General features: G+C 61.0%; 13 protein-coding genes and 6 pseudogenes. 7 read left to right on the top strand and 12 right to left on the bottom strand.

The genetic code is table 11. From position 1 onward, the window contains the following. Positions 1 to 374: 374 nt before the first annotated feature. Positions 375 to 1,127 (bottom strand): annotated as a pseudogene (locus tag QFZ30_RS05725) (transposase); the annotation flags it as partial. Between the two features lie 134 nt (positions 1,128 to 1,261). Between QFZ30_RS05725 and QFZ30_RS05730 the strand changes: the two are divergent. After that, positions 1,262 to 2,568 (top strand): annotated as a pseudogene (locus QFZ30_RS05730) (IS256 family transposase). A gap of 829 nt (positions 2,569 to 3,397) precedes the next feature. On the opposite strand, the gene QFZ30_RS05735 reads toward QFZ30_RS05730, so the two are convergent. Then, positions 3,398 to 4,609, bottom strand: coding sequence for a lipopolysaccharide biosynthesis protein (locus QFZ30_RS05735; protein WP_307074308.1), 1,212 nt, complete (start codon positions 4,607 to 4,609; stop codon positions 3,398 to 3,400). Between the two features lie 145 nt (positions 4,610 to 4,754). Between QFZ30_RS05735 and QFZ30_RS05740 the strand changes: the two genes are divergently transcribed. From QFZ30_RS05740 to QFZ30_RS05755, 4 genes and pseudogenes are all read left to right on the top strand, one after another. Then, on the top strand, positions 4,755 to 5,693 hold the full coding sequence (locus tag QFZ30_RS05740; RefSeq protein WP_307074310.1) for a glycosyltransferase family 2 protein: 939 nt from the start codon (positions 4,755 to 4,757) through the stop codon (positions 5,691 to 5,693). A gap of 294 nt (positions 5,694 to 5,987) precedes the next feature. Beyond that, positions 5,988 to 6,433, top strand: a pseudogene (locus QFZ30_RS21950) (IS1634 family transposase); the annotation flags it as partial. A gap of 113 nt (positions 6,434 to 6,546) precedes the next feature. Continuing rightward, positions 6,547 to 7,836: an ISL3 family transposase gene (locus QFZ30_RS05750; protein WP_307074312.1), complete on the top strand. Its 1,290-nt coding sequence runs from the start codon at positions 6,547 to 6,549 to the stop codon at positions 7,834 to 7,836. A gap of 141 nt (positions 7,837 to 7,977) precedes the next feature. Then, positions 7,978 to 8,653 (top strand): annotated as a pseudogene (locus tag QFZ30_RS05755) (IS1634 family transposase); the annotation flags it as partial. 19 nt (positions 8,654 to 8,672) lie between these two features. Here QFZ30_RS05755 and QFZ30_RS05760 read toward each other — a convergent pair. From QFZ30_RS05760 to QFZ30_RS05770, 3 genes are all read right to left on the bottom strand, one after another. Beyond that, positions 8,673 to 9,722, bottom strand: coding sequence for a glycosyltransferase (locus QFZ30_RS05760; RefSeq protein ID WP_307074314.1), 1,050 nt, complete (start codon positions 9,720 to 9,722; stop codon positions 8,673 to 8,675). Positions 9,723 to 9,868: 146 nt separating this feature from the next. After that, positions 9,869 to 10,372, bottom strand: a complete 504-nt coding sequence (locus QFZ30_RS05765) for a glycosyltransferase (protein WP_307074316.1) — start codon at positions 10,370 to 10,372, stop codon at positions 9,869 to 9,871. Then, positions 10,369 to 11,298 (bottom strand): glycosyltransferase, encoded by a 930-nt coding sequence (locus tag QFZ30_RS05770; protein ID WP_307074318.1) that lies wholly within the window; start codon positions 11,296 to 11,298, stop codon positions 10,369 to 10,371. Before QFZ30_RS05770 ends, QFZ30_RS05765 begins: the two co-directional genes overlap by 4 nt. Before the next feature lie 354 nt (positions 11,299 to 11,652). On the opposite strand from QFZ30_RS05770, the gene QFZ30_RS05775 reads away from it, so the two are divergent. Further along, complete coding sequence (locus QFZ30_RS05775) at positions 11,653 to 12,537, top strand: glycosyltransferase family 2 protein (RefSeq protein WP_307074320.1); 885 nt, start codon at positions 11,653 to 11,655, stop codon at positions 12,535 to 12,537. Between the two features lie 107 nt (positions 12,538 to 12,644). Here QFZ30_RS05775 and QFZ30_RS05780 read toward each other — a convergent pair whose 3' ends face one another. Further along, positions 12,645 to 13,391 (bottom strand): glycosyltransferase, encoded by a 747-nt coding sequence (locus QFZ30_RS05780; RefSeq protein WP_307074322.1) that lies wholly within the window; start codon positions 13,389 to 13,391, stop codon positions 12,645 to 12,647. A 110-nt stretch (positions 13,392 to 13,501) separates the two neighbouring features. On the opposite strand from QFZ30_RS05780, the gene galE reads away from it, so the two are divergent. Next, complete coding sequence (galE, locus tag QFZ30_RS05785) at positions 13,502 to 14,524, top strand: UDP-glucose 4-epimerase GalE (RefSeq protein ID WP_307074324.1); 1,023 nt, start codon at positions 13,502 to 13,504, stop codon at positions 14,522 to 14,524. An 86-nt stretch (positions 14,525 to 14,610) separates the two neighbouring features. Here galE and QFZ30_RS05790 read toward each other — a convergent pair. The 6 genes and pseudogenes from QFZ30_RS05790 to rfbB all read right to left on the bottom strand — a co-directional run bounded on the left by QFZ30_RS05790 (position 14,611) and on the right by rfbB (position 19,727). Beyond that, positions 14,611 to 15,557: pseudogene (locus QFZ30_RS05790) on the bottom strand (transposase). A gap of 54 nt (positions 15,558 to 15,611) precedes the next feature. Continuing rightward, a pseudogene (locus QFZ30_RS05795) lies at positions 15,612 to 16,056 on the bottom strand (helix-turn-helix domain-containing protein); the annotation flags it as partial. 106 nt (positions 16,057 to 16,162) lie between these two features. Next, positions 16,163 to 16,573, bottom strand: coding sequence for a DUF2304 domain-containing protein (locus tag QFZ30_RS05800; protein WP_307074326.1), 411 nt, complete (start codon positions 16,571 to 16,573; stop codon positions 16,163 to 16,165). Positions 16,574 to 16,585: 12 nt separating this feature from the next. Beyond that, positions 16,586 to 17,224 carry a glycosyltransferase family 2 protein gene (locus QFZ30_RS05805; protein ID WP_307080071.1) on the bottom strand — a complete coding sequence of 213 codons (639 nt, stop codon included), beginning with the start codon at positions 17,222 to 17,224 and terminating at the stop codon, positions 16,586 to 16,588. A 72-nt stretch (positions 17,225 to 17,296) separates the two neighbouring features. After that, positions 17,297 to 18,724: a bifunctional dTDP-4-dehydrorhamnose 3,5-epimerase family protein/NAD(P)-dependent oxidoreductase gene (locus QFZ30_RS05810; RefSeq protein WP_307074329.1), complete on the bottom strand. Its 1,428-nt coding sequence runs from the start codon at positions 18,722 to 18,724 to the stop codon at positions 17,297 to 17,299. A 4-nt stretch (positions 18,725 to 18,728) separates the two neighbouring features. Continuing rightward, positions 18,729 to 19,727 (bottom strand): dTDP-glucose 4,6-dehydratase, encoded by a 999-nt coding sequence (rfbB, locus tag QFZ30_RS05815; RefSeq protein ID WP_307074331.1) that lies wholly within the window; start codon positions 19,725 to 19,727, stop codon positions 18,729 to 18,731. Positions 19,728 to 19,758 lie beyond the last annotated feature (31 nt).

Genomic DNA, 19,758 nt, shown 5'->3' on the forward strand with positions numbered 1-19,758 from the left:
GGCTTACCTCAAAGAAGCGAAAATAACGTCGCAGGACAGCGAATTGAAACGCCGCTACTGCGATTTCGGAAACTGCTACCGCCACGCCTACGACGCCATTGGTAACGGCGCCGACGATGATCAAGGGCGCTCCAACTATGGCTTCTACTACGGTGGACCTTGCCAACTCCCGGGAACGCCCGAGCGACATCAGGCATGCTAGCCTCGATTTTTCGTGATGGTCGGTGATGGTCGTTGGTTTGCGGCCGGCGGGTTGGTCGGCGGTTGTTTTCTGTTTTCGGGCAGTGTGATGTGGCCCGTTGGATCGCTTGGGTTTGGCGCCGGTTCCACTTCCGGTGATGGGGTTTTCTGGTCGGGACAGGATGAGTGCCCGCTTACTCTGGGGTAGGCAGGAGCTGTTTGAGGCGGCCGGTGTTTTCCAGGAGCAGTTTCAGGAGGTCTTTCTCGGGGGCGGATTCCGGTAAGAGCAGCTGGTTGCGGCGGGCGCGGGGGATGATTTCCCTATGATCGCGAAGAGCCGGTAGCGCCAGCGTTTGATGTCCCAGGCCGTGGCGTGGTGGCCGTGAGGGAGGGCGGCGAGCTGGAGCCAGGAGACCAGACTGAAGGCCAGCGCGGCGATGTTTGCCCAGGCTTGGTTCGCGGCGAAGTCGAAGAACGGCAGTTTGCCCAGGCCGATGTTTTTCAGCGTTTTGATCCTGTTCCAGCACCGGCCGCGGGCGCGGTGCCTGGCGTCCAGGAAGGGGCCGTGCCAGCGCGGGGAGTTGGTCAGGGACGCGGTGATCCGGTGTCCGTCGGCATCGAGCAGGGTCGGCTGCGCGCCGGGGTGCAGGGATTCGGCGCGCAGGAACAGTTTTGTGCCTGGCGGGTAGTCGGTGAGCGGAATGACGTCGGTGGCGTTGATGACCCACGCGTCGGTGCGGTCGTTCCCGTGCTGGTCCTGGGCTGGCTGCCAGTACTGTTTGTCGTTGATCCAGTCGATCATGTGTGCCTTGCCGAACGGGAGGGTGTAGCTGGTGGAGAACTGCACGCCGAGGCTGTGCCAGGTGCCAGGTGAATTTCCGTGAGGCCCCAGCGCTGTCGGTGCGTACCAGGACCTTCTCCCCGGCGAGGGCCCCGGTGTCGTTGAAGAGGCTGGGGGTGTCAGATTGTTTGTGTAGGAGGGCTGTAGTCGCTGGATGATTGGAGAATCATTGTGGCTATGACGAAACCGCGTGAAGAGCTGGTAGAGCAGTTGGCCCGCAAGGCCGCGGCGGCTGGCAGCATGGATGCGTTGAAGGCTTCGGGTGCGTTCGATGAGCTGATGAACCAGATCGATTCCGGGCAGTTGGAACTCGACGGCAAAGACGGTTTCATTCAGCAGCTGATCAAGGCCTCGCTGGAACGCGGGCTGCAGGCCGAGCTCTCCGGGCATCTGGGCTATGACAAGGGCGATCCGATCGGGCGTTTCCTGCCCAACTCCCGCAACGGGTCGTATCCGAAGACACTTGGAACCTCTGCCGGGGACGTGGATCTGGCCGTGCCTCGGGACCGCGAAGGTCCTTCACCCCGCATCTGGTGCCGAAGGGTGCCCGCCGGACGGGTGGTCTGGATGACATGATTATCAGCCTCTACGCCGGCGGGATGACAGTCCGGGACATCGCCCACCATCTGGAATCCACGCTCGGCACGGAGCTGTCCCACGAGACGATTTCCAAGATCACCGACGAGGTCCTGGACGAGGTCCTCGAATGGCAGAAGCGACCCTTGGAGCCGCTTTATCCGATCCTGTATCTGGACGCGATCATTATCAAGGTCCGCGACGGACACCAGGTGCAGAACCGTGCCGCGCACATTGCCGTGGGCGTGGACATGGACGGCATCAAGCACGTTCTGGGGATCTGGGTCGAAGCCACCGAGGGCGCGAAGTTCTGGGCAGGGGTCTGCGCGGAACTCGCCAACCGCGGTGTGAAGGACGTCCTGATCGTCTGCTGCGACGGGCTTACTGGCTTCCCTGAGGCGATCGGCGCGACGTGGCCGGCCGCGACCGTCCAGACCTGTGTCGTTCACCTGATCCGTGCCTCGATGCGTTTCATCGGCTACCAGGACCGGAAGAAGGTCGCCTCCGCCCTGCGGCCGGTTTACACCGCCCCGACGGCCGATGCAGCGCAGGAGGCACTCGACGCGTTCGAGGCCTCCGATCTGGGACGGAAGTATCCCGCGACTGTACGAACCTGGCGGAACGGTTGGGAGAAATTCACCCCCTTCCTGGCGTTCCCGCCGCCGGTGCGTCGGATCATCTACACCACCAACGCGATTGAGTCGCTGAACTACCAGCTGCGCAAGATCATCAAGAACCGCGGGCATTTCCCCAACGACCAGGCCGCCGTGAAACTGCTCTGGCTGGCGATCTGCAACATCGAGGACAAACGCGCCAGCGACCGGGCCAAACTTGAGGGCCGAGCCCGGGAGAACCGTGCCAAGACGGTCAACAAACTCATAGAGGGAACCTTCACGCAAGGATGGAGCGAAGCCCTTGGCGTCCTCGTTCTGAACTATCCCGACAGACTCGGACCCTACCTAAACCGATGAGGCTCCACCTCTCTTACACAAATAACTTGACAGGCTCAAGAGGCTCGCGGGCAGTTGGGCCGCGGCGGTGTGGAAGACGCCCAGAAGACGGGTCAGCCCCGGCCGACGGAGCACCACGGGCATGTCGGTGCGCCACCACGTGAACGCCTTGGTTCGTCTGTCGGAAGCCTTGCGGATGCGCCCGGACCAAGGCCGGATTCCCGGCGGTCTTGGCGGCGCCGACATCGAAACATTCAATGAACCGGCTTGCCTATCTGGCCTCGACGGGTCAGAGCACCACACCAACGGTGCACGAAAATACCGCCCAACAAGACGCTGACCTGCGACGATATTGAAAACGAGCGCCGGGAAAAAAATCAACGACCCCCAGAGAACCATTGCCACTCCGAGATCGGGCTGAAGACCGCGTCCGACGTTGGCTGCGGCCAAAACCGTTCAGCGGTCGGCGACCCTGGCCGCCGCCCGGACGATGGACCCCTAACGCTTCTCCACCACAGCCCACCCGAAGATCCTCGCCCTGCCCGACACGATCTGGATCAACAAACCTCTTGAGAAAAGCCAGACAGACACGGAGCCAACGGCCCAGAAGAAACTAGCCGTCTAAACTCACGCTGGCCTCATTCACCCTGTCAAGTTCCGGCTGGCGGGAATAAATGTACTAGACCTAGATTTAATTTCTTTCTCACTAGAAATGCGAAACAGCTCACGCTGGAATGTTGCGCAAAGAGTCTGGCTATTGCAGACGGCGTCCGCATGTCCCTTTCCCACTGCTTCACCTGATAAGCGAGCCCAAACTGCAGGTAATTACGGATACAGTGGATCTTTTCCTTCACTTAAAGTGACGTTGTAGAACCCGGATTTGGAACAGAGCGACGGCAATTTCCGACAAAGCCATGCCCCAAATCACTCCCGTGACGCCGAAGTTCAAGGCGCCCAGCAGTATTAAGGGCGCCCCCAACACTGCGCCGACTATCGTCGAGGAGGCAAGGTCACGTGCCCTTCCAATGGCGACTAGACACGCGAGACCAATGACTTGGGAGACAGCCACCGCAGCAAAGCTGACACCGATAGGAAAGCTAAGGGCGGGCCCGAACTCGCTTGGTGCCTGAACCAGGATCTGGGCAGCCAGCGGACCCAACAACGCCAGGCCGGCGCCCCCGAACAGTCCAAGAAAAGGCGCAAGCTGTGACGCCCTTTTGATACGGTGGCCAACGGATTCCGACCCACCCTCTGGGATCCATCCTTGAACGAACTGCAGAACGGGGGAGAAGGCAGTAACCGCGAACCGAAACAATCGATCTGCTATGGCATAGCTGTCCAGTTGGTTCGGGATGAACGTATTCACTACTAACATCGGCAGGTTCACGTAGAAGCTTCCTGTAGCCGCGGTGATAACCCCGTGCCGCTGCGTTGACATCTGTTTGATGGAGTTACTCAGGGCGAAATTTGCCTTGAGACAAGGCCCTTGGCGAAGAATAACTACGGAACTGATCAAAACAGCCCCTGCGTTGAAGACGAGTTGCGTGAGAACCATCAGGGTGAAGTCGTCAGTCGCTATAAGCACGCCCAGCCCGCCTATCGTCCCAAGAAGTTGGGGAAGAGCGTCGAAGAGGAACAAACGGAGGGGGCGGCCCTCTCCCACGAAGTACCAGGACGCGCCCACGAACGGCAGCAGATAAGCCACGGAGGCAATCGAAACGAACACGGTCTCCGCGGGTCGAAGTACTGTCATCAGGAGGATCATCAGCGGAGCGGCAACGAGCAGAAGATAAGTGCGGGTCACCAGAGAATCCAAGAAAAGCTGGGGCCGCTTTTCCGGCGCCGTGGAAGCGACCAGGCTTGGGCCGACCGTGCCCCAACCAAAAGCGACAAGAACGCCAAATAGTGATGCCTGCGACTGAACCAGGACCTGGACAGCCCAGGCATCTGCGCCGACCACACGCGTTATGACTGGAATGGCCAGCAGTCCTACGACGGTGCTCGCGCCGACGGTGAGAGTGAAGGTCCCCAACCTCAGGAGAGCGATCATGATGGCGTTCATGAGGTGAGAATTTAACCTTTCGTGGCCCGCGTGGGGAGTAGCGTCAAAGTCTCCAGCTTAGAGCAGACAAAGCGCATCGTCCCTACAACCACGGTCATACGACTAAGCTGTATTGGTAACTTGCACCGCAGAGTCAGGATGATCAATGTCCGTAGCAGCCGTCGTCGTGTCCTTCAATAGACTGGACTATCTAAAGAAATGCCTTCGGGCCCTGGAGGCACAGGTACGGCCACTGGACGAAATCATAGTAGTTGAGAACGGATCCACAGATGGCAGCGCGGATTACGTGCGACGGAACCACCCCGGCATGACGCTCTTCGAGACAGGTGCAAATTTGGGGGGTGCGGGCGGCTTCGCATGGGGAGTGGAGTTGGCCCTGAAGCACGGACACACTTCGGCGTGGCTGATGGACGACGACGCCGAACCCCACACCGATGCCTTGGGCCCTCTGCTCGAGGCTATGGAAAGCACCCCGCGGCCCGGATTTGCCGCCCCCCTTGTTCAAGACGAAAACGGGGCAATCGTACCGGGCAACCTGCCCACTATCTCGACAGATCCCCTTGCCCAGTTGGCAGCACAAAAGTTGGGCGGTATAGCTCTCGCTCACGCTACATTCGTGGGAGTTCTGGTTGACCTGAAGCTTGCCGCTAAGATGCCTCTTCCGTTCGCCGACTTCTTTATCTGGTTTGACGACGTCGAATACACTAAACGGTTGGCGCGAGAATCTTTCGGCGTACATGTTGTGGCCTCCCGTATGAAACACCCCAACAACGCTGGCGTCCTCGACATGGGTGGTCGGCTGTACTACTTCCTCCGCAACAATTTGTGGATTACCCGGCTTAACCCTCGGCCTCGGCCTATCACGGACCGTCCCTTTTTTAGGCTGGCCGGGCTGGCTTTACTCGCACTCCGCCAGTTCTCAGTAGCGAAAAACAAGAAACTGTGGTTCTCCAGCACTGTGAGGGGCCTAACCGACGGAATGTTCCGTTTGCCGGCAATTATGCAGCCCGGCGATCTACTCCGTTCCTTGCCCTCAGACAAGCGGGCCGAGCTCACTGCGTGGCCTGGGCGGCCCATCGCTTAACTGCCGCACCTAGGAGGATTTCCAGAACCCTCATAGGAGGCCACATTCTTATTTCTCATTGCCGTAAAAAAGACGGACCAAGCGAGCGCGCCGGGGCGCCCCGTAAATGCTGAGTGCTTCGTCGAGTTCACCCGGGACGGTCAGCCCCCGCGCCTCCTGACTTGGCTCACGCCTACCCCATTCGGGGAGGCATATGGCTTTGACCTGCGGTGATGTTTTTTTAACTGGCCGCTTTTCACGCACCAATGGTTTGGCCTACTTTCGCTGATGTGGTGTTTATCAGGCGGGTGCTGACTGACTGCCTCGGGAGCGACGGCGGTGCAGATCGCGGAGTACGTGTGCGGGAATCAGCGGATCGTGCAGCATGTCGGCTCAGCGCACACCGAAGCCAAGCTCGGCGGCCTGCTGCAACGCGCCGTTGAGCTGCTTAATGTGTTCTTGACTTGGGTCTTGAGCCAACGCCGCAGGTGAAGGGCCTGGTTGAGCCTGCCCGTGGGCCAGGTTTGGTTGACGTGGCCGTCCCGAGTGGACCAGCCGGTCGTGACAGCCCGGGACGCGTGCTGGGAGTGGACTCCCGCCTCCTGTTCAGTGCGCTGGCTTCGGTGTTCACGGCGCTGGGATTCGACGGGCTCGAAGACGACGTGTTCCGGGACCTGGTGATCGCCCGGGTCGAGGAACCGACCTCTCTTCTGGATGCCGGCAGGGTCCTTCGGGACCTGGGCCAGGTGCCTGCCAGTTACGGGCTCTTCGTGGTTGGTGGGGAATTGAGTTCGTGTCGTTGAAGACAAAGGGGCCCGTGGCCCTGCTGGGATGAGTGTGTCTAGCATTCAACCTGGAACAGGACCACGAGCCCGTGAACGAGCCTACCGGGGTAGCAACCGACGCTGCCACCATCCTCTTTAATCTGCCCGACTACCGCGTCGTCTCCACCACCGTCACTGCTGGTTCCCGGCAGGTCATCGTTGAAAGTGACCAGCCGCCGGGCTGCCCGAGCTGCGGTGTCATCTCGTCCCGGCGGAAGGAACGCCGCGTGCAGCGCCTTAGAGATATTCCTGTTGCCGGACCTGTCGAAGTGCTCTGGTCCAAGTACCGCTGGTACTGCGAGGAAACGGCTTGCGACCGGCGGTCCTTCTTTGAATCCACTCCGCAGGTTCCGCGCCGTGCGCGCTCCACGGCCCGGCTCCGGGACCAGCTCGTGGATGCTGTCATCCGCTCCGGCAGGGCTGTGTCGGAGACAGCTGCCGGCTTCGCCGTGTCCTGGTGGATGGTCCGGGCCGCGGTGACCGAAGCATGTCTGCTCCGGCTGCCCGACGTGGACAAGCTCAGTCCTCGAATGCTGGGCATCGACGAGCACCGGTTCCGGTCCGTGCGCTACTTCCAAGACCCCATCTCGAAGGCGTGGACCCGGTTCGAACCGTGGATGACAACGATCGTTGATCTGGATACCGGCCAGGTCCTTGGCGTCGTTGATGGCCGGGACCACAAAGGCGTCGGAGACTGGCTGTTTGCCCGGCCCCTGCAGTGGCGGCTGGCCGTGCAGGTCGTCGCGATCGACCCTTCCGCAGCGTTCCGCAAGGCGTTGCGGATGTGGCTTCCCCGCACCGCTGTCGCGGTCGATCACTTCCACCTGATCTCGCTGGCCAACCAGTCCATGACCGAGACCCGGCAGAACCTCTCCCAACAGGTCAAGGGCCGCCGCGGCAGGGCCATCGACAAGGCCTGGGCCCACCGCATGCTTCTCCTGCGTGGCGGCGACACCCTCAGCTGCCGGGCCGCCCGCCGGTTGGAAGAAGTGTTCACCGCTGACGATCCGACCGGCACCCTTCAAGCCGTCTGGAAGGTCAAGGAACAACTCAGAGCCCTGCTGCGCACCGGCTCCCTGGAGGACGCCGCGATAGCGAAAGCCAAGCTTGAGGAACTTGTCACAGCAGCCGCGAGGCCGGAAACCAACAGGCTCTACCGCACCGTCTGCCGGTGGTGGAAAGAAATCGAGGTGCTGATCATCACCGGTGCCACGACAGGCAAGGTGGAAGCTAACAACACCGCGATCAAGAACATCAAACGCACCGCCCGCGGGTACCGCAACGCCACCAACTACAAATCGATTATTCTCTTGAGAAGTGCCGTCCGGACGGCGGCATGACACTCATTCCAGGGATCCACTTCCCCACGAACCGTGAAGAGCCCAGTTACGCGACGATGAAACGCACCCTCGGCCACCGGCAAGTACCGCGACCGGATCGCGACCTGGTACTCCCACCACGCCAGCACCGACGCGGACGTCTCCCCGGTTCTCTACGATGTCACCACGTTGTATTTCGAGGCCGAGAAGGAAGACCAACTGCAGAAGGGGGGGCTACTCCAAGGAACGCCGGGTCGACCCCCAGACCGTTGTCGGTCTGCTCGTGGACCGGGGTGGTTCCGTTGGAGATCGGCTGCTTCGAAGGCAACAAGGCCGAGACCGCGACCAATGTCCCGATCATCAATCAGTTCCAGTCCCGCCACGGTCTGGCCGACATGGTCGTCGTCGCGGACGCCGGCATGCTCTCAGCGGACAACCTGCGCGAGCTGGACGAGGCGAACCTGCGGTTCATCGTCGGCTCACGGATGACGAAGGCCCCGAATGACCTGGACTCGCACCTCCGATGGCACGGCGACGCGTTCACCGACGCGCAGCTGATCGATCGCTGACATACGGTCACCCCCCAGAACCGGCCACAAGAACGACATCAACCCAGACCTGCGCGCTGAACTCGCCACGCACCCGGGCTCAAAGGCTACGTGACGAACATTCCCGCGACCATCATGGCCGCAACGGAGGTCATCGGTTCCTACCACGACCTTTGGCACGTCGAGCAGTCCTTCGGATCAGCAACCTGCGGGCCCGGCCCATGTTCCATCGCACCCGAAGGCAAATCGAGGCGCACGTGACAATCGTCGTTACCGCGCTGGCCATCTCCCGAAACTAGCGGGCCGAGTTCACTGCGTGGCCTGAGCGGCCCATCGCTTAACTGCCGCACCTAGGAGGATTTCCAGAACCCTCATAGGAGGCACATTCTTATTTCTCATTCCCGTAAAAAGAAGACGGACCAAGCGAGCGCGCCGGGGCGCCCCATAAACGCTGAGTGCTTCGTCGAGATCACCCGGGACGGTTAGCCCGCGCGCCTCGAGCCGTTCCGTGAGGCTTTCGGCAATGAGGCTCCGCCATCCCAGGCCGGTCTTATATACAATCCTGCACATGCTCGACGGCCTGGCGTCGCCTTCATAGCGCCGCACCAACCGGAAGGTGTTGCGGATCGAGCCAAAGAGGCTCTGCCGCGACTCCCCGACCACGTTGCCGCCGTGCTGGATGTAGTCCTGGAGCACGAATTCCTTGACCGCGATACCGCCCATGGCCGAGGCGCAGAGCCCGATCCAATGGTCGTGGTACTGAGACGGTGTCTTCATGGATGGAAATGGCAAGGCCAGTTCGAGAACCTCCCGGCGGAAGATACACAAAGAACCAGTAACTTGGTTATTGGCAATAAGGTCAGCAGCCGGAACACGCTTCCTGTCAGTCAAACGTCCTCTGGCCGGATCCGGGTCGCTCGACGAAATGTCCGCCGAGACAACCCGAGCTTGGCCGGTGACCAGTGGGGCCTCGTCCAGGTAGGGCAGCAGAGTTGAGATCTTTGTGGGATACCAGTAATCGTCTTGGTCGCTGAGTGCCACCCAGCGGGCCTCGGCCGGTACTTCCTTCAAGGCACGCTCAAAGTTGTGATGAAAACCGAGCCGGCTGCTGTAGCCGAGGACTACGAAGCGTTCGTCGCCGCCGCATATTTCCTGCACCATTTTTTCGGTCCGCTCAAAATTGCCGTCCACCGAAATGAGGCAGACAAAGTGAGCGTGGGTCTGGGACTGGATAGAAAGAAGCTGGCGCGCAAACATTGATTCGTCAGGTTCGTAGGCGGCGAGGGCGATCGCGCCGAATGTGCCGGTTAGCCGGCCAGCGCCAGTGGGCTCGCCAATAGCTTGACCTGTGAAGTTCATCCTCTACCCAGCTTTCCTATGATGGCGACCGACAATGCGCGAACAAGCATGATCCTTGCACAGAGAACATCGGTCAGGCGCCGCATCTTCCTTGACGTAGTGTTCTCGGCATGAAGCGCCTTGCGACTGTTGGAACCCAACGTGGATCATGTCCCGGTGAAGGTTGGCGACCACCCATAATAAGGCCGGCATCCAATCCACATGGCGAAGATAGCGGCAATCCACCGACGGCTGTCCCGTTCCCTCAGCGGCACTTCTTGAAGCTTGTTCGCCGTTCCCACGAAGACCGTAAAGTTGCTTGCCGCGAAGCATTTGTCCTGAAGGGATTTGATGAGACGGTCCACACGACCCTGCAACCAGATATCGTCCTTGTCCGACAGCATGATGTATTCATTTCTGCTGGCGGTTATCGGCTTTTCAAACCTGGTGACGTAGCCTTGATTATCACGGCTTGGCATTAGCACAATGCAGGGGTCGTTTATGCCCCGGACGACATCGGCCGTGCCGTCAGTGGACGTGTCGTCAACTACAACCAGTTCGTCCTTGGGCGAGACTTGCTGGAGGATAGACCCGATTTGCCCTGTCACGTAGTCTTGTCCGTTGCTGGCTGCCATGCAGACGGAAAGCCCGATTTCGGGTTCCGTGATCACGTGCCGATCCGATTCTGCAGGGTCGGGTCAATTTTTCCCAGCCGACCAAGCCAGCCATCCCAGGCTCCCCGCGCTAAGGCATGAAGTTGCCCTCTTCGATTCGTTCCGAAAAGCAGCCGCAAAACATCGCTTTGCAGCTGGAAGAGAAGCCTGCGGACGAGCCAGCCAGGATAGCGTGCGCCGTATTGACGCCATAGGTAGATACCGTTGCGAGTCATGTAGTAGACACGAAACGGGGCGTGTGAATGTAGGTGGCGTTTTACTCCTAGAACAGTGACATGCCACCCGAACAGGATCATAGGTTGGGCTTGGCCTAGCGCATGTGTCATGTTGCAGCCACGCCCCACCAACGTTGCCAGGCCATGGGACCGAACCCGGAGATTGAATTCTGAGTCTACATAGTCGATGAACAGCCTCTCGTCCAGCATCCCTACCGTCTTGAGGGTAGAGACCGGGATCAGTGCACCGGACTGCATGGGATCGAATGCTTCGGGGAATTCGGTTTTTCTGGTAAGCAAGGGAACGTCTAACCCGTTGTGCGATTTCGCACTGATGATCCCGGCCTTGATGCCCTTGGCCTTGGCTTGCGCATAAGTGTCCAAAGCAGCGTCTACGTATCCCGCATCCAGAGCGGAGTCCTGATCCAATGTCAACACAAAGTCGGGGGACAAAGACTCAAGGGCTACGTTGAGGCCTTTGTTGAGGGCGGCAGCGATTCCTGCATTCCCCGGCATGCGGACTACGGTGCACCCGATCGCTTCCAGCCTCTGAAGCACTGGACTAATTCCGTCGGCGTCTGAGCCATCGTCAACCACCACGGTATGAAGGACCTGTTGGTTGAGCACCTGTACCCTTGCCGGCAGGTCTTCGGGCGGGTGGAAGGCTGAAATAATGGCAACCACACGGGCGTCGCTTTGGCGCGTCACGTCGCAATGTTCCTTTCGCTCACCCTACAGACCGTCCCAATGGCCGGAAACCATCAAACAGCAGGGTTCAGTCTATCGTTGGCGGCCGCTGGCCTCCATTCGCCGGCAGGATTAACCAAGGAACGGGCCGCACAGGTACCGTACCAGATCGACGAGCTAGCATTGGCGGGGTGCTATCTCCGGGCAGATGTAACCAAAAAGGTGTTGACTCAAGAAAAGGACCGCGACAACGGGGTTCCTTCAGGAGCCTTGATCTCTGGCTGTTCGCTCCAGCTATCGGCGGATGCCGTTCGGCTCGGTCCGGTAGCATGGGTCAGGCGCCGTCCGGTGCAAGAATGAGGTGGGAGGATCTCTATGGCCGTAGTCGACGTCATGCTGCCCTATTACGGGGACGTGGGACTTATGAAGAAGGCTGCCGACAGCGTCATGGCTCAGCAATTCCGAGACTGGCGGCTGCGCGTCTTCGATGATGGCTATCCGAGCGCGGAGCCCGAAGAGTTTTTCGCGAGCATCGATGATCCACGGGTTTCCTACGAGAAAAACGCTGAGAATCTCGGCGCGAACGGAAACTACCGCAAGGCGCTTGCGCGGGCCGATGCTCCAATCGTGGTCATTATGGGTGCTGACGACATCATGCTGCCGAACTACCTCGACGTCGTCGTTCGCTCCTTTGAAACTCACCCGGAAGCTGCGATCGTTCAGCCGGGTGTTCAGGTGATCGATGAGAACGGCGCGGCCGTCAGTCCTCTCGTGGATCGTGTGAAGAAGGCGTGTGCGCCGCGGACATCCGCACCGCTGGTACTCGCCAACGAGGATCTGGCTGCAAGTCTCCTGCGTGCCAACTGGACCTACTTTCCGTCGCTGGCGTGGCGTGCGGAGGTCGTACAGGAGATCGGGTTTACCGAGGGCCTTGATGTCGTGCAGGACCTGGCGATGCTCCTCGACGTAGCGGATCGCGGTGGCGCGCTCGTCGTCGATCCTGAACTCGCCTTCCTGTACCGTCGCCACTCCGCGTCCGATTCCTCGGTGCGCGCTCTTGACGGACGTCGGTTTGAGGAGGAGCGTCGTTTCTTCCAGACGCAGGCGGATCGGTTCCGGGACCGTGGCTGGACGAAGGCTGCCCGGGCTGCGAATATCCACTTGATGAGCAGGCTCAACGCTGGCTCCCTGGTCGTCAAAGGCCTTGCAGCCGGAAATGGTGCGGCGGTGCAGAAGCTTCTCAAGCACGTTGTGGCTTGAGCTTAGGAACTCTCGATGATGCGGAGGGGCGGTGCCATCGGCACCGCCCCTCCGTCTTTCTCCGCGCTGTTGCGGCCGGGAAAGCGTTGGTCTTCTGCGCGGGATGGCTACGCAGGCTGCGGCGTTGTTTTGCTGCGGTGGAGTGCTTCGATGAATGCTTTGGTGAGCATCCAGCGTGCTTTGAGGATGGTTGTGAGGCCTCGGAAGGTTTTGGGCGTGGTGTTGTGTGCGTGGAGGCGGCGGCTGAGGGTTTCGAGTTCGAGGTGTGTCATGGTTCCTCTTACGTTGGCGAGCATGGCGAGCCATTGGTCGTGTGTTTCGTAGAGGAACGGGGGGAAGGGCAGGCTGGCTTGGATGAAGGTGCGGCGGAAAGCCATGGCGCAGCCGTAGTAGGGGATGATGCCGATCCAGAGCCGGATGAGGTTGCGGATTTTGTGATGGCCGGTGCCGTTTTTGAGGCGGAGTTGTTCGATTTTGCGTGGGGTGCCTTCGAAGTAGCTGAAGTTGGAGGCGACGGCTTCGGCGTTGTCGAGCGCTTGGATGAGGGCGTCTACGCGCCCGGGGAGCCAGAGGTCGTCTTGGTCGGAGAGCATGACGATGTCTCCGCCGCTGAGTTGGAGGGCTTTTTCGAAGTTGCGGACGTAGCCGAGGTTTGTGTCGTTGAAGTGGGCTTTGACCCGGGGGTCATGGAGGGTGGTGAGCCATTCGCGGGTGCCGTCGGTGGAACCGTCGTCGACGATGATGACTTCATCGTGTTCGGTGAGTTGGGCGAGGATGGAATCCAGTTGTTCGTGGATGTGCCGGGCGCCGTTGTAGGCGGCCATGCAGACGGATACGACCGGTCGTGTGGGCATGGGTATTCTCCGGCGGCTTGGGGGTGCGGGGCGTCCCCCATCATAGCAACGGGCAGGTGCGGGTGGTGCTGGATTGAGCCGGCGCGGGTATATGCCGATAGCCTGAGGGCATGAAGATTATGGTTACCGGCGGGGCGGGTTTCATTGGCTCGCATACTGTTTTGCAGTTGCTTGAGCACGGGCACGAGGTCATGGTGTATGACAATTTGAGTAATGCCAGCCCGGTGTCGCTTGAAAGGGTGCAGGAGCTTGCGGGCGTGCAGGTGCAGACGCGGTGGGCGGATCTTCTGGATGCAGAGGCCCTGGAAGGGGCTGTGAGGGATTTCAGGCCGGATGCGGTGATCCATTTCGCCGGGTTGAAGGCTGTGGGGGAGTCGGCCCGGATCCCGTACGAGTACTACATGAACAATGTGGTGGGCACGCTGAACCTTCTGGCGGCCCTGAAGAAGCATGGTGTCGGGCGCTTGGTGTTCAGTTCGTCGGCGACTGTTTACGACCCGCAGAACCCGTTGCCGTTGCTGGAAGGGATGCGCCGCGGCGCGACGAACCCGTACGGGCGCACGAAGCAGCAGATCGAGGAGATCCTGGAGGACATCGCCGCTGCGGATCCGTCGTGGCGGATCGCGGTCCTGCGGTACTTCAACCCGGCTGGCGCACACGGGTCGGGCCGGATCGGCGAGGACCCTGTGGGCACACCGAACAACCTTCTGCCTTTCGTGGCGCAGGTCGCTGTGGGGCTGCGGCCGGTGGTACGGGTGTTCGGCGATGACTACGACACCCCGGATGGGACGGGGGTGCGGGACTACATCCATGTGGTGGACCTTGCCGCCGGCCACCTGGCTGCGCTGCACTATCTCGAAGGCAACGCCGGGTTGTTCACGTGGAACCTGGGCACGGGCCGGGGAACGTCTGTGCTGGAGGTCATTGATGCTTTCGCCCAAGTCAAGGGGCGTCCGGTGCCGTACGAGATCGTCAGCCGTCGGCCAGGCGATGTCGCGGTCAGCCTCGCCGACCCGTCCAAAGCATTCCAGGACCTGGGCTGGAAGGCCGAACGGTCCTTCGAGGCCATGTGCGTGGACCATTGGCGGTGGCAGGAATCCAATCCCTCCGGCTACGCCACTCCGGCGTCCTAGCTGTAATTCCCACTGACGTTGTGAACGCGGCTGATGGGGTTTTGCCTCCGATGCCGGTATGGGTCCTGTGGACTCTTCTATGTCTGTCAAGCCGCGTTCATGGATGCGGATCCGGCGTTGAGCGTCCGGTACATGCGGCGGGCCAGATAGCGGTTGATGCAGCGGCGGATTTCCTTGTCCGTACGACCTTCAGCGCGTCGTTTTTCCACGTACGCACGCGTTTCGGTGTCCTGGGTCATCCTCGTTACTGCAACCATGTGCAGTGCGCTGTTCAGGCTCCTGTCACGGCCCCGGTTCAGCCGATGCCTGACCGTGTTCCCGGACGATGCCGGGATGGGGTTCACCCCAGCCAGTGAGGCGAACGCTGACTCGTTACGGACCCTGCCCTCGTGTGACCACGCCGTAAGGCACTTCGCGGCGCTGATCGCCCCGAACCCCTTTGCTCCAGCAAGCGTGCGGCCTCGCTGGCCTTCACCAGCTCTTCCAGTTGCTTGGTCAGGGCCATGCGGGCATCGATCCCCAGGTTGTTGCTGCGTAGCAGGGGGTTGAGGACATTCACCGACCGTGTGCGATCTGCACTCATGGTGCTGAGGGCGGTGGTCAGGATCCTCGTGCCTTGGCGAAGCCCGTCATTGAGCCGGGGACGGCGCCGCTTCTCGACGGGCAGCGGCAGCACCATGACCGCGACCTGGTGGGCGTCTAAGGCATGGGATTTTCCAACGCCGCGGCGCTTCCTAGCATCCATGCGCGGCGCCTCGGCCACCGGATACCATGGGAGGCCACCGTGCCGGCCAGGATCGCACCGAAAGTCGCGACAACTTCGGATGACCCAGAGCGTGTCGGCGTCCGCGCCGGTACGGCGGGCGACCCAACTGATCGCCCGGTTGATTCCGGCCGTATTGGTGAGAAGTTCCCTGGTATAAAGTAGGGCTCCGGTGGTCGCGACGAGGATCGCATAGACGTGGCTGCGGGCGTGAGTGTCGACACCCACGACAAATGGGTGGGGATGAGCGACGATGGACATGGCGGTCACGGCACCTTTCCAAGAGTGATGGACATGGTTCAGCGGCCGGTACCAGTCCGGGTAGACGTGAATCAGGTCCCCCTGGCGACTGGTGTTCGTAGCGTTGTGGTGCCGGCTTACGCACGGGCAGGCCGGTTCCCTGGTCCAGGCAGGCCAGCCGGGGCAACAGGTACCGGGTCAGGACCTGGCCCACGGTCGAGCGTGCTTGGTGCAGGTGGGCCGCGATGCGGTGCGGTCCCCAGCGGCGGGTGAAGCGCAGCGCCACGATCCGCCGCTCGGTACGCAGCCCGGTGCGGTTCGGGCTCCGTCGCGGACTTGAGGACAGGTCCGCCATGCCGGCCTCTCCACGGAAACGGTAGCGGTCGGCCCACTTTTTGGCCGTGGCCGGCGAGCACTGGAATCGCTCGGCGGCGCGGCGCAAAGTCCACCCTTCCTCGATGATCAGACGGGCGAGTTTCCCCCGCGCTTTCGGTGCGTGATCGGCGTTGTCGTGGGTAATGTAGGACACGACGGCCTCCTGGGCATCGAGATGAGTGTGGTAACCCAAATTGATATCGGAGGCCCTCGCCCTTCACATCACGCCACGCTGTTCACAACCTCCGTGGGAACTACACCTAGCGGTCGCTGCCCGTTGCGGCGGGCGGCTGCTGGGTGGGTGGGGCCTGCAAACGCGCCCGGTCCTCGTCCAGCCAGGGGCGGGGGGCTTCGTCAAGGGCGATCCGCCTCGCCAGCCGGGTCAGTGCGAACTCGGACTGCCGGAAGCGCTGGTAGGTCGTTGACATGAACACGAAGAAACAGAAGATCAGGGCGTAGAGCACCAAGTCGGTGCCGCGGCCGATCCCTAGGAACTGCGCGACCCGGGTCAGCAGGTCGGGAATGAAAATCGAGGTCGCGGCCGCGAACGCGAACACCACGAGCAGCAGCCGACGGATGGCCAGGTGCCGCGCGTTCGACCCGCCCCGCATCAGGGCCAGCGACACAAGGATCACCGCGATGACCAGAACGAGCTGAACTATGAAGATCAAGGGGTGGCGCTCCTATTTGAAGAACAGGTCGGCGACGATGTTCACCGAATTGAGCAGAGACTGGCCTTTGGCCTTGGAATAGTCTGTGTAGATGATGTGCACGGGATGTTCCACGTAGCGGACCTTGAACGCCGCCAACTGGTGGACTAGCTCCGACGCGTGGGCCATCCGGTTCTGCGTAAGGTTGATCCGGCCCGCAACATCCCGGCCCAGCACACGCAGGCCGTTGTGAGCGTCAGTCAGGTCCAACCCCGTCGAAAGCTTCATCTGCAACGCCGCGACCTTCAGCACGATCCGCTTCATGGCCGTCAGCTTCGTCCTGGAATCCAGGAACCGTGAACCAAGCACCACATCCAGCGATTCCGTGCGCAAACGCGCCACCATCGCCGCCGCGTCCTCGACCCGGTGCTGCCCATCGGCGTCGAACGTGACAATCGAATCCGTCTGCGGATCCTGCAATGCGTACTCAATGCCCGTTTGCAACGCCCCACCCTGACCCAGGTTCACAGGATGCTCAACGACCACCGCCCCCGCGTTCCGGGCCACAGCCACCGAACCATCACGGCTGCCGTCATCAACACACACCACGTTCGGGAACGTCCCCAACAAGCCCTCGATGACCTCGCCCACAACGGTTGCCTCGTTGTACATCGGAATGACAACCCACGTCTTACTCACGAAACCATCCTCTCACAGAACCCCACACACCCAGACGCGCCACAATCACCGCACAGTCGAAGAAACAGGAGGCAGAGCGCGAAGTCGCTGGAGCTGATCGGCGGGGGAGAAGCCTGCGGACTTGATCCGGGATAGGTCGAGGATGCTGTTGAGTGGACGTGGCGCCGCGGCCTTGCCCAAAAAGTATTCCTCTGTGGTCACCCCGGTTACGGAATCCCGTGAAGCGCCACAGAGCTCGTACACCACGGTGGCGATGGCCGCCCAGGACAACGGCTCGCCGTCGTTCGTGAGATTGTACGTGCCGTACTGCGCACCTGTGGTTAGTAGGTGCTTGATTCCTGCGGCGATGTCCTGCGTGAAGCTGAGCCGGCCGATCTGGTCGTTCACTACGGAAGGTTCGATGCCGCGCCCTGCGAGTGTTGCCATTGTGCGGACAAAGTTGTTGCCGTCCCCGATCACCCAACTGGTGCGGACGATGTAGTGCCTCGGCACCACGCTCACTGCGGCGTCGCCGGCAGCCTTCGTCTGGCCATAAACCCCGAGCGGGCACACGGGGTCGTCTTCGGTGTAGGCGGCGGATTTTGCGCCGTCGAAGACATAGTCCGAGGAAACGTGTACCAGAGTCAGGTCATTTTCGACGGCGATGCGCGCCAAGCGTGCCACGCTCGTGACGTTGACATTCCAAGCGGCCTCGCGGCCTTCCGGGGTTTCCGCAGCGTCGACGGCGGTATAGGCCGCGGCGTTGATGATCGTGGAGTAGTTCTTCCAATTCCGGCCGGTGTACGCCGTTTCGTCGGTGAGATCGAATTCGGCTCGACCGGCGAACTCCACGGATGGGTCGGCGTCGTAGATTTCCCGCAGGGTTTTGCCGAGCTGGCCGTCAGCACCGACCACGAGAGTCTTCTTGCCCGGCATCGGGAGAACATCGGAAAGACGGGGGTGGGCCTTGTCCTTGTCCGACAATTCTGCTTGGTCCAGCGGGATCGGCCAAGCGATCGCGGCGGTCTCGTCGGCGAGATTCAGGAAGGTGTACTGGCCCTGTGCATCGGCGGACCAGTGGTCGTTCACCAAGTAGGTGTAGGCGGTGTTGTCCTCCAGGGTCTGGAAGGCATTGCCAACGCCGCGGGGGATAAAGATCGCCTGGCTCGGATCCAGTTCGGTTGTGAAGACTGCACCGAAGGAGGATCCTTCGCGCAGATCTACCCAGGCTCCGAAGATCTTGCCCGTGGCGACTGAAATGAACTTGTCCCACGGCTCGGCATGGATGCCGCGGGTGGTGCCGGCCTTCTCATTGAACGAGATGTTGTTCTGCACTGGGCGGAAGTCCGGCAGCCCGAGGGCCACCATCTTGTCCCGCTGCCAGTTTTCTTTGAACCACCCACGGTTGTCCCCGTGAACGGGAAGATCGTAGACCACAACTCCGGGAATGGGGGTTTCGTGCGCTGTCAGTTTCTTGGAGAACTCAATCGGCATAGGTCTACTGGCCCTGTTCCTTGTACTTGGCCTCTGTGGCGGCCTTCTGCGGACGCCACCAGTCCTCGTTGTTCCGGTACCACGCGATGGTGTCCTCGATGCCGGCGTCAAAGTTGGAGAAGCGCGGTTCCCATCCCAGCTCGTCGCGGAGCTTGGCGGAGTCGATCGCGTAGCGCAGGTCGTGACCGGCGCGGTCCACGACGTGGTCGTAGGCGTCCGCTGACTGGCCCATGTGCTTGAGGATCAGCTCCACGACGTCCTTGTTGTTCTTTTCCCCGTCGGCGCCGATCAGGTAGGTTTCGCCGATCTTTCCCTTGGCGATGATGGCTAGAACGGCGGAAGAGTGGTCGTTGGCGTGGATCCAGTCACGAACGTTCTCACCCTTGCCGTATAGCTTGGGGCGGATGCCGTCGATCACGTTGGTGATCTGGCGGGGAATGAACTTTTCGACGTGCTGGTAGGGGCCATAGTTGTTCGAGCAGTTGCTGATGGTGGCCTGCAAGCCGAAGGAACGCACCCAGGCGCGGACCAGCAGATCGGAGCCGGCCTTCGTGGAGGAATATGGACTCGATGGGTTGTACGGGGTCTCCTCCGTGAACCGCTCCGGGTCATCGAGTTCAAGGTCTCCGTAAACCTCATCGGTGGAGATGTGGTGGAAACGCTTGTTGTGCTTCCGCGCGGCCTCGATCAGGGTATAGGTTCCGATGATGTTCGTGTCCAGGAACGGACGGGGATCGTGCAGGGAGTTGTCGTTGTGTGACTCGGCCGCGTAGTGGACCACGACGTCGGCGTCAGCCACAAGCCCGTCAACCAGACCGGCGTCGGATATGTCCCCTTGGACAAACGCGAACCTGTCCTCCGGGAGATCCCTCAACGACTCCAGATTGCCGGCGTAGGTCAGCTTGTCCAAAACTGTGACATGGTCCCCGGTATTCTCCAGAACGTAGTGGACAAAATTCGAACCTATGAAGCCGGCACCGCCGGTAACGAGAAGTCGCTGCATAGTTCCCAAGGGTACCGGATTTGCCGCGGCA

It is taken from the genome of Arthrobacter pascens, from assembly GCF_030815585.1.
In the GTDB taxonomy this organism is placed as follows: Bacteria; Actinomycetota; Actinomycetes; order Actinomycetales; family Micrococcaceae; genus Arthrobacter; species Arthrobacter pascens_A.